This is a genomic window from Leifsonia shinshuensis (assembly GCF_014217625.1).
Lineage (GTDB): Bacteria > Actinomycetota > Actinomycetes > Actinomycetales > Microbacteriaceae > Leifsonia > Leifsonia shinshuensis_A.
Window position 1 is genome coordinate 215,823 of sequence record NZ_CP043641.1, and the last position, 13,927, is coordinate 229,749.

The following is a 13,927-nucleotide window of genomic DNA, read 5'->3' on the forward strand; positions in this document are numbered from 1 at the left end:
CGGACGCCGTCACATTACGTAGAGCGTTTGACGATGCACATCCTCCCTTGAAAGGTTTGATGTGCCGCCAACCGTCCGCCGGCACATCACACCCCTTCACAAGAGAGGCACAGCCATGCCCGACGCCACCCCGCCCGGAACCGTCCCTGCGCTCCCGGAGAAGCCCAAGCGCTCCAAGACCCCGTGGATCGTCGGCATCGCCGTCGTCGCGGTCCTCGCCGTCTTCGGCGGTGTGATCGCGGTCGTCAACGCGAACAACAGCGGCTCCGCCGACGCGGCGGGCACGACCGTCGCCGTCAAGATCGGGACCACCGAGCAGTCCGCACCGTACTGGCCCATCCTGAAGAGCGAGGCGGCCAAGGAGGGCATCGACATTCAGGTCGTCGGGTTCAAGGACTACACGCAACCGAACGCCGCCCTCGCGAACGGCCAGCTCGACCTCAACCTCTTCCAGCACCTGCAGTTCCTGGCGAACTACAACGTGGAGTCCGGCCAGAACCTGGTCCCGATCGCGTCGACCTACGTCGTCCCGCTGTCGCTCTACTCGAAGAAGTTCACCTCGCTGGACGCGCTGCCGGCCGGGGCGAAGGTCGCCATCCCGAACGACCCCACCAACCAGGCGCGCGCCCTCCTCGTGCTACAGAAGGCCGGGCTCCTGAAGCTGAAGAACGGCGGGAGCACGCTCTCCACGCCGGCCGACATCGACGCCGCGGCATCGAAGGTCACGGTGCTTCCGGTCGATGCGGCCCAGACCGCGCCCGCGCTCGACTCGGCAGACGCCGCGGTGATCAACAACACCTTCGTCGGCCCGGCCGGGATCGACCCGAAGTCCGCCCTGTTCCAGGACGACCCGAAGAGCTCCGCTGCCGAGCCGTACATCAACGCGTTCGTCGCCCGCGCGAAGGACAAGGACAACGCGACCTTCCTGAAGATCGCCGACCTGTACCACTCGAAGGCCGTCCAGGACGCCGTGCTCGCCGACTCGAAGAACACCGCCGTGATCGTGCAGAAGCCGCAGGCCGACCTGATCGCGATCCTGCGCTCGCTGGAGACGTCCATCAAGGCGGCGAAGTAGGCGTGAGCGCCCTCATCGAGTTCCGCGGCGTCACCAAGAGCTTCCGCTCGGGCGACGCCGCGGTCTCCGCCGTCTCGGACATCGACCTGACCATCGAGCGCGGCGAGATCTTCGGCATCATCGGCTACTCCGGCGCGGGCAAGAGCACGCTGCTGCGGCTCATCAACGCGCTGGAGCACGCGACCGCAGGCTCCGTGATCGTCGACGGCCGCGACCTGACCACGCTGCGTGAGCGCGACCTCCGGAGCGTCCGGGCGGGGATCGGGATGATCTTCCAGCAGTTCAACCTGTTCCGCTCACGCACGGTGTTCGCGAACATCGCGTACCCGCTGAAGGTCGCGGGCTGGCCCGCCGACAAGCGCAAGCAGCGGGTCGCCGAACTGCTCGCCTTCGTCGGCCTGACCGAGAAGGCCTGGGCGTACCCCGACCAGCTCTCGGGAGGCCAGAAGCAGCGCGTCGGCATCGCCCGGGCGCTCGCGACGAACCCGGCCATCCTGCTCGCCGACGAGGCGACCAGCGCGCTCGACCCGGAGACGACCGCCGACGTGCTGGCACTGCTCAAGCGGGTCAACGCGGAGCTCGGCGTCACCATCGTCGTCATCACGCACGAGATGGAGGTCGTCCGCTCGATCGCCGACCGGGTCGCCGTGCTCGACTCCGGCCGGATCATCGAGCTGGGGACAGTGTTCGACGTGTTCTCCGACCCGCAGACCGCGACGTCGCAGCGCTTCGTCGGCACGGTGCTGCGCAACCAGCCGGGCGAGGCCGACATCGAGCGGCTGCGCGGCAAACACGCCGGGAGGATCGTCTCGGCGCGCATCCACGATGACGGCCGCCTCGGCGCCGTGCTCTCCGACGCGGTCGGCCGGCACGGCGTCCGGTTCGAGATCGTCTACGGCGGCATCTCGGCGCTGCAGGGCCGGTCGTTCGGCAGCCTGACGCTCGAACTGCTCGGCGAACCCGACGCGGTGGACGCGCTGGTGGCGGAGCTGCGCACGGTCACCGAGGTCGAGGAGGTCGCGGCATGAACGACTGGTCGACGCTTTGGCCGGTGTACCTGACCTCCATCGGACAGACCCTCTGGATGGTTGTCGCGACGCTCGTGCTCGGCGGCGTCCTCGGCCTCGCGCTCGGCGTCCTGCTCTACACGACGCGGCCCGGCGGGCTGCTGGAGAACCGGGTGCTGTCTGCGGTGCTGAACGTGCTGGTCAACTTCGTCCGGCCGATCCCGTTCATCATCTTCATGACCGCGGTGGCGCCGCTGACCCAGGCGGTGCTCGGGACCTTCCTCGGCACGCCTGCGGCGATCTTTCCGATGACGATCGCCGCGACGTTCGCGATCTCCCGCATCGTGGAGCAGAATCTGGTCACGATCGACCCCGGCGTGATCGAGGCGGCGCGCGCGATGGGATCGAGTCCATGGCGGATCATCTCCACGCTGCTCATCCCGGAGGCGCTCGGCCCGCTCATCCTGGGCTACACGTTCGTGTTCGTGGCGATCGTGGACCTGTCGGCGGTCGCGGGCAGCCTGGGCGGCGGCGGGCTCGGGGACTTCGCGATCTCGTACGGCTACCAGCGGTACAACTGGGTCGTGACGTGGGTCGCGGTGCTCACCATCGTGGTGCTGGTGCAGGTGGCGCAGTTCGTGGGCAACCGGCTGGCGCGGAAGGCGCTGCGGCGGTGAGGCGGTCGGCCGGCCGGTGCGTCCGTCCGGTGCCGGGGCCGAGGGGGCGCTGACCGCGTCGGCCGGCGGCTACGCCCTCGCGGTGTAGCGGCCGACCGGCCGCAGCCGCAGCGGGCGCTCGCGGTACTCCGCGAGCGCGTGCACGATCCAGCCCGCGGTGCGCGCGGTCGCGAAGATCACCTCGCCCGCGTCGTCGGCCATCCCGCCCGCGAGGGAGAGCGCCGCGAGCGCGAGGTCGACGTTCGGCGCGGCTCCGGTGCGCTCGCGCAGCAGGGCGGCCAGCGCGTCGACGGCGGCCACCACCGGTTCGGCTCCGGGGACGTCGGCGAGCATGCCGAGCAGGATCCGCCCGCGCGGGTCGCCGCCGGGGTAGAGCGGCTGGCCGAAGCCCGGGACGGGTCCGCGCCCGTCCGCCACGGCGTCCGCGACGACCCGGGCGGGCTCCTCGCCCGCGGCGATCCGGGCGAGCATGCGGTGCGCGGCGCGGCTGGCGTTGCCGTGCAGGGGTGAGTCGAGCGCGCCGAGGCCGGCGACGACCACGGCGTAGGGGGTCGCGCGCGCGGACGCGGCCGCGCGGGCGGCGAGCGTGGAGACGGCGAGGTCGTGGTCGAGCAGCAGGACCAGCGCGGCGTCGAGGGTGCGCAGGGCCTCGGGGGAGGCGGGGTGCGGGGAGAGGCGGGCCCAGAGCGCGGCGGCGAGGGTAGGGCCTTCGAGGGTGGGGTCGTCCGGCGCCGACTTCTCCGGAAGAACCGCCACCATCCCCGCGATCAGCCGTTCCGCGGCTCCTGCCACGGCCTCCGGATCGAGCGAGGTCCGCAGCGGGTCAGCCGCCGCCAGCGCCGTCACCGCCACCAGCTGGCGATCGCGGTCACCTGCCCCGGCCGGCAGCGCCTCCGCGACCCGGCGGGCCGCCTCCAGCCCGGGGCCGGCCGCGAACCGCACCGACGCGTCCCACACTCCGGTGAGCGCCCAGTGCGCCACCACCTCGAACGGGTCCGCGGCTAGCTCGGCGGCCGGGCGGCCGCGGTAGTACAACTCGCCGTCGTCGATCAGCGCGAAGTCCGTCTCGATCACCATCAGCGGGCGGCCCTCCGAGCGCGGCGGTCGGGAGGACGTGCGGCGGCGGCGCGCCGAGGCGAAGGCCTCCACCTCCAAAGGCTCGAACGTGGACCCGGCCGCGGTGCGCTCGCGGGTCAGCAGCCCGCGCGCGACGTACGCGTACAGGGTCTCCAGCTTCACGCCGAGGCGGTCGGCGGTCTGTTCGGCAGTGAGCCGCGGGAGGTCGCTCATATTGATCCGATCAACGTTGACGTGCGTAGAATCCACGTTCACACTACTGGCATGGACCGCATGAACGACACCCTCATCGACGTCCCGCGTGGGCTCACCAACGTCGTCGCCGCCACCACGGCGCTCGGCGACGTCCGCGGGCACGAGGGGTTCTACCACTACCGCCAGTACTCGGCCATCGACCTGGCGCGCGAGCGCAGCTTCGAGGACGCCTGGTACCTGCTGCTGTTCGGCGAGCTGCCGTCGGCGCAGGAGCTGGCGGCGTTCCGGGAGCGGATCGCCGCGGCGCGACGCATCCCGGAGTCGGTGGCCGAGCTGCTGCCCGCGATCGCCCGGCTGACCGCGGGCGGCGACCTGCTGGCCGGGCTCCGGATGGCGCTCGCCGCGGTCGCCGCGGCCGACGGGATGCGGCCCGTCTACGACGAGGACGGGGACGAGCGGCTGAGCGACGCGATCCGCATCGCGGCGGTCACGCCGGTGCTGCTGGCGTCGCTGCACGCCTACGCGGAGGGGCGGACGCCGCTGGAGCCGCGCGACGACCTCGGCCACGTCGCCGGCTACCTCCGCCTGATCACCGGACGCACTCCGGACGCCGCCCACGAGCACGCGCTCAGCGCCTACCTGACGGCTGCGATCGACCACGGCTTCAATGCCTCCACCTTCACGGCCAGGGTCATCGCGTCGACAGGCGCGGACGTCGCGGCGGCGGTGGACGGCGCGCTGGGCGCCCTGTCCGGCCCGCTGCACGGCGGCGCGCCCAGCCGCGCGCTCGACACCCTCGACGCGATCGGCGCGCCCGAGAACATCGACACGTGGATCACCGAGACCGTGCACGCAGGCGGACGCGTGATGGGCTTCGGCCACGCGGTGTACCGCACGGAGGACCCGCGCTCGGTGCTGCTGAAGGAGGTCGCGCAGGGCTTCGGCGGCGACCGGGTGGACTTCGCGGTGCGGGTGGAGGAGCGCGTCCAGCAGCTCCTCGAGGAGCTGAAGCCCGGCCGCGGGCTGCACACGAACGTCGAGTTCTACGCGGGCGTGGTGATGGAGCTGTGCGGGATCCCGCGCGAGCTGTTCACGCCGACGTTCGCCGCGGCGCGCGTGGTCGGCTGGACGGCGCACATCCTGGAGCAGGCGGCGGACGGCAAGATCCTGCGGCCCTCGTCGCGGTACGTCGGCCCGCCGGCGCCCGAGCCGCTGCCCGGACGCTCGATCGCGGCCTGACGCGGGGCGGGTGGCGGGCGTATCGTGCTGCTCGGCGGCCGCGTCAGCGGTTCGCACGAGCGACGGAGGACGCCATGCGCGGAGCGGTGCGGCACGTGGAGTGGGTCGGCGACGAGGACCCGGAGCGGCTGGAGGCGGCGGTCGTCACCTTCGCGCCCGACCGGCTGGACGCGCTCGGCACGTCGCGCACGACGGACTACGTCACCAGCTGGGCGCTGGAGACCGGGCCCGACTGGGTGACCTCCCGGCTGTCCGTCGCCGTCGACGGCCGCGGTTTCACCCGCTGGCTCGTCCTCACCCGCGACGCCCACGGCCGCTGGGCCTCCGAGTCGTACACGCACGGCGACGACCGCTACCACGACGAGCCGATGGCCGCTCCCGGTATCGCGGATCCCGGGAGCCTGGGCGGCGCGCTCGACTGCGACCTGGCGCTCTGCCCGGTGACGAACACCATGCCGATCCTCCGGCTGCGTGCGCTGGAGGGGCTGGAGGAGACCGAGCTCACCATGGCGTGGGTCGACCTCCCGTCGCTCGCGGTGGTCGCCAGCCGCCAGGCGTACAGCGCGGCCGAGCCGTTCGACGCGGGAGCGGGCCGCTCGGTCGTTCGCTACCGGAGCGTCGGCAGCGGGTTCACCGCCGACCTCGGCGTGGACGAGGACGGCCTGGTCATCGACTACCCGCGCCTCGCCCGCCGCATCCGCACCCGCTGACGCCGAGGGGCACGTAAACGCCCCCAAAACGCGCTCTTAGGGGCGTTTACGTGCCCCTCGACGGTTGTGCGTCAGGGGGTGGGGGCGAGGGCGTCGTAGTCGCGGAAGCCGCGGCGGACGCGGACGATCGTCGCGACCAGCACCACGATCAGCAGGCCGCCCAGCAGCGGAGGGAACCAGAGGGCGCCGGTGAGCGCGAGCACGCCGATGTAGAGGTCCCCGAGCCGTGGGCCGCCGGTCACGACGACGGTGAAGACGCCCTGCAGTCTGCCGCGCATCGCGTCGGGCGCCGACGCCTGCAGGATGGTCATCCGGAAGATCGAGCTGACGTTGTCCGCCGCGCCCGAGGCCGCGAGCAGCACGGTGGCCGCGATCAGCGCGGGGAGGTTCGCGTCGGCGATCGACGCGGCGCCGCCGGCCGTCCCGCTGAACGCGACGACTGCGAGCACGATGCCGAAGCCGAGGATCGCGGCGCCGTAGACGATGATCGCCCGCTCCACCGCACGGCCCTGCCGGCGCACGCCGCCGAGCCGGCCGGAGAACACGCTGGAGACGAGCGTCCCGACGGCGCCGGCCGCGGTCAGGATGCCGACCGTCACCGGACCGCCGCCGATGAGCAGCGCGCCGACCGCCGGGAACAGCGCGCGCGGCTGCCCGAAGGTCATCGCGATGATGTCGAGCACGAAGGTCATCGACAGGTTCGGCGCCGACTTCAGGAACCGCAGCCCCTGCAGCACCGAGGACAGCCCGGCGCTCTGCCGCTCGCCCTCCGGGATGATCTTCGGCAGTGTGAAGATCCCGAGGAACGCCGCAGTGAACAGGATGACGTCGACCGTGTACGTCCACGGGATGCCGACGCTCGCGACCAGGAGGCCGGCGAGCGCGGGGCCGACGGTGACCATGACGCCCATGCTGATCCCGCCGAGCGCGCTCGCCGCCGGCAGCAGCCGGGCGGGCAGGAGTCGCGGGGTGATCGCCTGCCGGGTGGCGCCGATCATCACCGTGGCGACTGCGTTGAGCGTCGTGAGCACGTACAGCGGCCAGACCACCTGGATGTGCATCCAGGCGAACACCGCGATCCCGGCCGTGGAGGCCCACGCGACGACCGCCGTGACGAGTGCGACCGTCCGCCGGTCGAAGGCGTCGGCGAGCACGCCGCCGTACAGCCCGAACACGATCATGGGCACGAGCGCGAACAGCGCGACGAGCGACACGGCCAGTGTCGAGTGGGTGAGGTCGTAGATGTGGAGGCCGACGGCCACGACCGTCATCTGGCCGCCGATGCCGGAGATCGCCCCGCCGAGCCAGAGCCGGGCGAACGCCGGCGACTCCTTCAGCGGGCTGAGGTCGACGAAGTGCCGGGAGTGGGCCAGTCGCGGCTCATCGTGCGCAGCTGCGCCCGAGCCGCCGGGCGCGCTCGTATCGTCGGGCTCCTTGGTGCCCGGCGCCTGGCCGGCGCTCAGAAGCGGGGCTTCTTGCTGAGCGAGACCGCCGCCAGCGAGAACACGACGCCGAACAGCATGATGGTGACCGTGACGGCTTGCAGCACGACCTGCCAGAACGGCAGGAACGGGGTGACGGAGACCCAGAGCCAGAGGACGGCGCCGATCAGCGTGATGACGTAGCTGAAGGTGCGGCGCGCGTACAGCGCGTTGAGCGACACGACGGTGCCGGCGACCGTCATCTGGAAGAGCGGCAGGAACGCACCCGCATTGCCCGACCAGGTCGCGACCAGGCTGATGACGCCGAGCACGAGGGTGACCAGCACGACGAGGGTCGCGAGCAGGTTGCCGAGCATCGGCGGCACCGTCGCGCTCAGGCTGCGGACGAGAGCGCCGTGCTCGTCGTCGATCTCGTTCTCGGTGCGGGGCTCAGCGATGATGTGCGTGGTCACGACGACGATCCTACCGCCCGCCCGGGCGCCGGGAAGAACATCGTCAGCTCTCCTTGACGACCTGGTCGACGCGCTTGTCGGGACGCAGCCCGCGCCACGACGGCTGACGCAGTCGGTCGGTGCCTGTCCACTCGGCGAACTCGACCTCGCCGACGTACTCCGGCCGCACCCAGTGCGCGCCGCGCGCGTCGAGCGACGGGACGCCCGTCAGCGGGGGAGTCGTCCGCGGGTGGGCTGCGAGCTTCTTCGCCAGGTCGTCCAGCATCGCGTCGGTGAAGCCAATCCCCACCTTGCCGACGTAGCGCAGGCCGTCGCCGTCCGGAATGCCGAGCAGCAGCGCCCCGATGCTGTTGGCGCGGCGGCCGTTGCCGGGGGTCCAGCCGCCGATGACGACCTCCTGCGTGAGGTGGTGCTTGATCTTGATCCAGGTGCGGGAGCGCCGGCCCGTCGCGTACGTGCCGTCGCGCTGCTTGGCCATGACGCCCTCCAGGCCCAGCTCCCGGGACGAGGAGATGGCGTGGTCGACGTCGCCGGCGAACGCCGGGGGGACCTGCACCGGGTCGTCCTTCGGCGGGCGCAGGGTGTCCTGGAGGGCGGCGCGGCGCTCGTCGTACGTCTTCTTTCGGAGGTCGGTCCCGTCGAGTTCGAGGAGGTCGAAGACGAAGTAGTGCGCGGGCGCCCGCTCCGCCGCGGCGCGCACCTCCGCCGGACGGGTGAGGCCCATCCGGGTCTGCAGCAGGCCGAAGTCGGGCCGGCCCTGCGGGGTCAGCGTGACGATCTCGCCGTCCAGGACGAGATCGTGGTCGCCCGCCAGGCCGATGAGCGCGGCGAGCTCGGGATAGGTGCCGGTGACGTCGTTGCCGTTGCGGGTGGTAAGCCGCAGGGCGCCGCCGCGCACGACCGAGACCGCCCGGATGCCGTCCCACTTCATCTCGAACGCCCACTCGGACTCGTCGTGGATGTCAGCGCGCGAGCCGAGCGTGGCGAGCATGGGGGAGACGGGCTTCTCTGTGATGCGCTTGGGGGTGATGATCTTCTCTGTGACGGGCTTCGCGGAGGCGGAGCGCGCCGGCTTCTTCGCCGCAGCCGTCCCCGCGTCCTTCATCAGGTGGATGAGCCAGTTCTTCTCATCCCCGCCCTGCTTCGTCGCGATGAGCGCGAACTTCCGCGGCTCCCCGCCCAGGCCGCCGTCCGGCTGCCCGTGCAGCGTCGCGATCACCTCGTCGTCGCGCCACTTCTCCAGCTCGTACTCGCCGTGGTCCCAGATGTCGACGTGGCCCGCGCCGTACTCGCCGTGCGGGATGTCGCCCGCGAACGTCCCGTACTCCAGCGGATGGTCCTCCACGTGCACGGCGAGGTGGTTCTGCTTCGGGTCGTCCGGCGGCCCCTTCGGCAACGCCCAGCTGACCAGCACGCCGTCGTGCTGGAGGCGGAAGTCCCAGTGCAGCCGCCTGGCGTGGTGCTCCTGGATGACGAACGAGCGGCCCTCGGCGGCGTCCGGGCTGACCGACGGCACCGGCTCCGGGGTCTTGGCGGCGTCGCGCTTCGAGCGATACGTCGTGAGCCGGTCGGTGTCCGCCGCGCTGTTCTCCTCGGCGACGGCCCGCCCCGCCGACAGGTCCGCCAGCGGGTCGCCGCGGCGCTTCACCCGCTCCAGCACCTCCGGGTACTCGAGCTGGCGCAGGTCCTTCGAGGCCAGCTCCCGCCACGTGCGCGGCGCCGCGACCGTCGGCCGGAACCGGCCACGCAGCGAGTACGGCGCGATCGTCGTCTTCGCGCCGTTGTTCTGGCTCCAGTCGACCAGCACCTTGCCTTCGCGCAGCGTCTTCTTCATGTCGCTGACGACGAGGTCGGGGTGGTCGGCCTCCAGCGCCCTGGCCAGCTCGTGCGCGACCGCGGAGACCTGGTCGCTGGTCTGCGAGCCGTCGAGCGGCGCGTAGAGGTGGATGCCCTTCGACCCGCTCGTCACCGGCAGCGGGTCGAGCCCCATGTCGGCGAGGATGGCGCGGGCCAGCCGGGCGACCTCCGCGCAGTCCTGCAGCGTCGCGCCCTCGCCCGGATCGAGGTCGAGCACCAGCCGGTCCGGGTTGTGCCGCGTGTCGCCGCGGCCCACCCGCCACTGCGGCACGTGCAGCTCCAGCGACGCGATCTGCGCCAGCCAGACCAGGGTCGCCCGGTCGTTGACCAGCGGGTAGGTGTTGGCGCTGGTCTTGTGCGTGATCGTGCGCTGCTTCACCCAGCCCGGAGTGGAGGCCGGGTCCAGGTTCTTCTGGAAGAAGACCTCGCCGGGCTTCTCCGGCGTCCCGACTCCGTGCACCCAGCGTTTGCGGGTGGCGATGCGGTCGCGGGTGTGTGGGATCATCACGTCGGCGATGGCGTTGTAGTAGCCGATCACGTCGGCCTTCGTGGTCCCGGTCTCCGGGTACATGACCTTGTCGAGGTTCGTCAGCCGCAGCCGGTGGCCGTCGATCGAGACCGTCTCGGTGTCCTCCGCAACCATGCGAACACCGTACGCCGCCCGAGCGCGTGCGCGGCAGATACCGCTTCCACTGTTGTTTTTCCGCGGGAGCGCGGACACGATGGTCCCATGAGGGCCATATGGACGGGAGCCATCACCTTCGGGCTGGTCAATGTGCCGGTGAAGGTCTACAGCGCGACCGAGGACCACGACGTGGCGCTGCACCAGGTGCACGACGCCGACGGCGGGCGCATCCGGTACAAGCGCGTGTGCGAGATCGACGGCAAGACGATCCCGTACGAGCACATCGCGAAGGCGTACGACGACGGCGAGCGGACGGTCATCCTGACGCCGGAGGACCTGGAGTCGCTGCCCGCCGAGCGCAGCCGGGAGATCGACGTGGTCGAGTTCGTGCCGAACGACCAGCTCGACCCGCTCATGTTCGACCGCAGCTACTACCTGGAGCCGGACTCGAAGTCGCTGAAGGCCTACGCGCTGCTGCGCAAGACGCTGGAGGACGAGGACCGCACCGCGATCGTCAACTTCGCGCTGCGCCAGAAGACCCGGCTGGGCGCGCTGCGGGTGCGCGGCAACGTCCTGGTGCTGCAGACCATGCTGTGGCACGACGAGATCCGCGCGGCCGACTTCCCGTCGCTGGAGACCGCGCCGCGCATCACCGAGCGCGAGCTGTCGCTGTCCTCCGCCCTGATGGAGAGCTTCGCCGGCGACTTCGAGCCGGAGAAGTTCAGCGACGAGTACCAGGACGAGCTGCGCAAGCTGATCGACGCCAAGCTGGAGCAGGGCGAGAGCATCGACACCGCGGCGACCTTCGGCGAGGAGCAGGAGGAGGCCAAGAAGGGCGGCGGCGAGGTCATCGACCTGATGGAGGCGCTGCAGCGCAGCGTCGAGCGCAGCAGGGGAGGCGGGTCGAAGGACGCCGCGGAGAAGAAGCCGGCGGCGACGGCGAAGAAGGCTCCGGAGAAGAAGGCCCAGGCGAAGAAGGCTCCCGCGAAGGCCAAGAAACCCGCGTGACACGCCTGCGCCGCAGCGACCCGTCGGGGCCGGGCTATGCGCGCCGCGGCTCCGCGAAGGGTCCGGTGTACGAGGACGAAGCGGGCAACCGCATCGTGGACGAGCGCGAGCTGGAGCGCATCCGCTCGCTCGTCATCCCGCCCGCGTGGAAGGACGTCTGGATCTCCCCGGACGCCCGCGGCCACATCCAGGCGGTCGGGACGGACGCGGCCGGACGGCGGCAGTACCTCTACCACGAGGCCTGGCGGCTGCATCAGGACCGGATCAAGTTCGAGCGGGCGGCGCAGCTCGCCGAGACGCTGCCGGGCGCTCGCCGCAAGGTCACGATGGACCTGCGGCAGGAGGGCTTCGGGCGCGACCGCATCCTCGCCGCCGCGTTCCGCGTCATCGACCTCGGCAGCCTCCGGATCGGCAGCGAGGAGTACCTGCACGCGAACGGCAGCCGCGGCCTCACCACGCTGCTCTGCCGCCACGCCGCCATCGACGGCGACCAGGTGACGCTGACGTTCCCCGCCAAGTCGGCGCAGAAGTGGTCGAGCACCATCGAGGACCCCGACCTGGCGGAGCTGCTGGCCGAGATCGTGGCGCTGCGCGGTCAGCGTTCCCGGCTGCTGTCGTGGAAGGACGGGACCTGGCACACGATCCGCCCGGCGTCGCTGAACGAGTACATCCAGCGCCAGACCGGAGGCGAGTTCACGGCCAAGGACTTCCGCACCCTGCACGGCACGATCGTCGCGGCGAAGGCGCTCGCCGAACTGGGCCTGGCGGACAAGGAGGCCCAGCGGGCGAAGCGGGTCACGGCAGCGGTGGCGGAGGCCGCGGACGCGCTCGGGAACACGCCGACGATCGCCAGGAACAGCTACATCGACCCGCGGGTTTTCGACCGCTACCGGTCGGGCGACGTCATCGACACGGGCGGTGGCCGGGCTCCCGAGCCGGCGCTGCTGGAGCTCCTGGGCTGAGGCCTACCTCCCGGACTCCGACCGCGACTGCGACGGCGACCCCGTCTGCGCAGGCGTCCCCGCCGACAGCGGCGCCGCCACATCCTCCAGCGACTTCCGCTCCGCGTCCACGCCGAGGAACAGCTCCACCAGTCCCGCCGCGATCATCAGCCCGGCGCCGAGGTAGTACCCGAAGGCGACCGCCTGGACGCCGCCGCCGATCAGCTGGCCGAACAGGATCGGGCCGACGATGCCGCCCGCCGCGGTGCCGACCGCGTAGAAGAACGCGATCGCCATCGCGCGGGTCTCCATCGGGAAGATCTCGCTCACCGTCAGGTAGGCCGCGCTGGCACCCGCCGAGGCGAAGAAGAACACCACCATCCAGCAGACCGTCAGCCAGACGGCGTCGAGGGCGCCGGCGGAGAAGAGCAGGGCCGTGCCGATGAGCAGCACGCCGGAGCCGACATACGACAGCGTGATCATGAACCGGCGGCCCACCGAGTCGAACAGCCGGCCCAGCAGCAGCGGGCCGAGGAAGTTGCCGATCGCGATCGGGATCAGCGACCACGGCGCGACGTCGGCCGGCACCTTCAGCAGGTTGGTCAGCACCAGCGCGTAGGTGAAGAACACGGCGTTGTAGAGGAACGCCTGCCCGATGAACAGCGACAGGCCGAGGACCGAGCGCTTCGGGTACTGGTGGATGCCGACCCGGATGATCTCGCCGAACCCCGTCGAACGGCGCTGGTGGATCTCGATGCCCTTGTCGTCGGGCACGGCCTCCAGCTGCGAACCGCTCTCCTTCTCGATGTCGCGCTCGATCTCCGCGACTTCCTTCTCGGCGGCCTCGTCGCGGCCGTGGATGAACATCCAGCGCGGCGACTCCGGAACGTTGCGGCGCACGAGCAGGATGACCAGGCCGAGCACGGCGCCCAGGCCGAAGGCGATGCGCCAGCCGATGTTCGCCGGGAAGATCGCCGTATTGAGCAGGAAGACCGTGAGGATGGCGCCGAAGGCGGTGCCGAGCCAGTACGAGCCGTTGATGGCGAGGTCGACGACACCGCGGCGGCGGGCGGGGATGAGCTCGTCGATCGCCGAGTTGATGGCCGCGTACTCGCCGCCGATGCCGGCGCCGGTGAAGAACCGGAACACGAAGAACATCCACGGTGTCACCGAGAACGCCGTGAGCACGGTCGCGAGGAGGTAGAGGCCGAGCGTGAGGATGAAGAGCTTCTTCCGGCCGAACCGGTCGGTGAGGTAGCCGAAGACCAGGGACCCCACGCACGCGCCGGCGACGTAGATCGCGGCGGCGAGTCCGACCTGCGCGGTGGTCAGCCCGAGCCCGGAAGCCTTCTCCGTGAGGCGGCTCGCGATCGCTCCGACGATGGTCACCTCGAGGCCGTCGAGGATCCACACCGTGCCGAGGCCGACCACGACGAGCCAATGGAAATGCGACCAGGGGAGGCGGTCCAAGCGGGCCGGGATGGTGGTGCGGATCGTCTTCAATCCGCTTCCTCGCTGAGAATCCGATGAATACGCACTCATTGCCAGGACAGTACGAGCCTCCCATTCTCGTTACAGGCCCTTGACAACCGAGTATTTGCGCGAAAGCAAGCGACACGCCT

General features: G+C 71.1%; 12 protein-coding genes. 7 read left to right on the plus strand and 5 right to left on the minus strand.

The genetic code is table 11. The features are described 5' to 3' along the window. Positions 1–115: 115 nt before the first annotated feature. Genes F1C12_RS01085 through F1C12_RS01095 form a run of 3 tightly spaced genes read left to right on the plus strand, consistent with a single transcriptional unit; the run spans position 116 to position 2,759 of the window. Complete coding sequence (locus F1C12_RS01085) at positions 116–1,075, plus strand: MetQ/NlpA family ABC transporter substrate-binding protein (RefSeq protein WP_185277046.1); 960 nt, start codon at positions 116–118, stop codon at positions 1,073–1,075. A gap of 2 nt (positions 1,076–1,077) precedes the next feature. Then, positions 1,078–2,103, plus strand: coding sequence for a methionine ABC transporter ATP-binding protein (locus F1C12_RS01090; protein ID WP_308457996.1), 1,026 nt, complete (start codon positions 1,078–1,080; stop codon positions 2,101–2,103). Continuing rightward, complete coding sequence (locus F1C12_RS01095) at positions 2,100–2,759, plus strand: methionine ABC transporter permease (protein WP_185277047.1); 660 nt, start codon at positions 2,100–2,102, stop codon at positions 2,757–2,759. Before F1C12_RS01090 ends, F1C12_RS01095 begins: the two co-directional genes overlap by 4 nt. A gap of 69 nt (positions 2,760–2,828) precedes the next feature. Here the strand turns inward: F1C12_RS01095 and F1C12_RS01100 are convergent, their stop codons facing one another. Continuing rightward, the gene (locus F1C12_RS01100) at positions 2,829–4,049 is read right to left on the minus strand and encodes a citrate/2-methylcitrate synthase (protein ID WP_185277048.1); all 1,221 of its coding nucleotides are present in this window, start codon (positions 4,047–4,049) and stop codon (positions 2,829–2,831) included. Between the two features lie 51 nt (positions 4,050–4,100). On the opposite strand from F1C12_RS01100, the gene F1C12_RS01105 reads away from it, so the two are divergent. Both F1C12_RS01105 and F1C12_RS01110 read left to right on the plus strand, forming a co-directional pair. Beyond that, the gene (locus tag F1C12_RS01105) at positions 4,101–5,270 is read left to right on the plus strand and encodes a citrate synthase (RefSeq protein ID WP_185277049.1); all 1,170 of its coding nucleotides are present in this window, start codon (positions 4,101–4,103) and stop codon (positions 5,268–5,270) included. Positions 5,271–5,344: 74 nt separating this feature from the next. Then, on the plus strand, positions 5,345–5,980 hold the full coding sequence (locus F1C12_RS01110) for a putative glycolipid-binding domain-containing protein (protein WP_258046067.1): 636 nt from the start codon (positions 5,345–5,347) through the stop codon (positions 5,978–5,980). A gap of 71 nt (positions 5,981–6,051) precedes the next feature. Here the strand turns inward: F1C12_RS01110 and F1C12_RS01115 are convergent, their stop codons facing one another. The 3 genes from F1C12_RS01115 to F1C12_RS01125 all read right to left on the minus strand — a co-directional run bounded on the left by F1C12_RS01115 (position 6,052) and on the right by F1C12_RS01125 (position 10,374). Continuing rightward, positions 6,052–7,353 (minus strand): MFS transporter, encoded by a 1,302-nt coding sequence (locus F1C12_RS01115; RefSeq protein WP_185278713.1) that lies wholly within the window; start codon positions 7,351–7,353, stop codon positions 6,052–6,054. Between the two features lie 86 nt (positions 7,354–7,439). Further along, positions 7,440–7,874, minus strand: coding sequence for a hypothetical protein (locus F1C12_RS01120; RefSeq protein ID WP_185277050.1), 435 nt, complete (start codon positions 7,872–7,874; stop codon positions 7,440–7,442). 43 nt (positions 7,875–7,917) lie between these two features. Beyond that, on the minus strand, positions 7,918–10,374 hold the full coding sequence (locus tag F1C12_RS01125; RefSeq protein WP_185277051.1) for an ATP-dependent DNA ligase: 2,457 nt from the start codon (positions 10,372–10,374) through the stop codon (positions 7,918–7,920). Between the two features lie 87 nt (positions 10,375–10,461). Between F1C12_RS01125 and ku the strand changes: the two genes are divergently transcribed. Next, positions 10,462–11,364: a non-homologous end joining protein Ku gene (gene ku / locus F1C12_RS01130; RefSeq protein ID WP_185277052.1), complete on the plus strand. Its 903-nt coding sequence runs from the start codon at positions 10,462–10,464 to the stop codon at positions 11,362–11,364. After that, positions 11,361–12,326 (plus strand): DNA topoisomerase IB, encoded by a 966-nt coding sequence (locus F1C12_RS01135; RefSeq protein WP_185277053.1) that lies wholly within the window; start codon positions 11,361–11,363, stop codon positions 12,324–12,326. Before ku ends, F1C12_RS01135 begins: the two co-directional genes overlap by 4 nt. Positions 12,327–12,329: 3 nt before the next feature. Here F1C12_RS01135 and F1C12_RS01140 read toward each other — a convergent pair whose 3' ends face one another. Continuing rightward, positions 12,330–13,775 carry an MFS transporter gene (locus F1C12_RS01140; RefSeq protein ID WP_219732708.1) on the minus strand — a complete coding sequence of 482 codons (1,446 nt, stop codon included), beginning with the start codon at positions 13,773–13,775 and terminating at the stop codon, positions 12,330–12,332. Positions 13,776–13,927: the final 152 nt, after the last annotated feature.

What these genes read in the sequence shown, in the direction of transcription:
- F1C12_RS01085 (WP_185277046.1), top strand. Translation starts at nt 116, where the DNA reads ATGCCCGACGCCACCCCGCCCGGAACCGTCCCTGCGCTCCCGGAGAAG.
- F1C12_RS01095 (WP_185277047.1), top strand. Translation starts at nt 2,100, where the DNA reads ATGAACGACTGGTCGACGCTTTGGCCGGTGTACCTGACCTCCATCGGA.
- F1C12_RS01100 (WP_185277048.1), bottom strand. Translation starts at nt 4,049, where the DNA reads ATGAGCGACCTCCCGCGGCTCACTGCCGAACAGACCGCCGACCGCCTC.
- F1C12_RS01105 (WP_185277049.1), top strand. Translation starts at nt 4,101, where the DNA reads ATGGACCGCATGAACGACACCCTCATCGACGTCCCGCGTGGGCTCACC.
- F1C12_RS01110 (WP_258046067.1), top strand. Translation starts at nt 5,345, where the DNA reads ATGCGCGGAGCGGTGCGGCACGTGGAGTGGGTCGGCGACGAGGACCCG.
- F1C12_RS01125 (WP_185277051.1), bottom strand. Translation starts at nt 10,374, where the DNA reads ATGGTTGCGGAGGACACCGAGACGGTCTCGATCGACGGCCACCGGCTG.
- ku (WP_185277052.1), top strand. Translation starts at nt 10,462, where the DNA reads ATGAGGGCCATATGGACGGGAGCCATCACCTTCGGGCTGGTCAATGTG.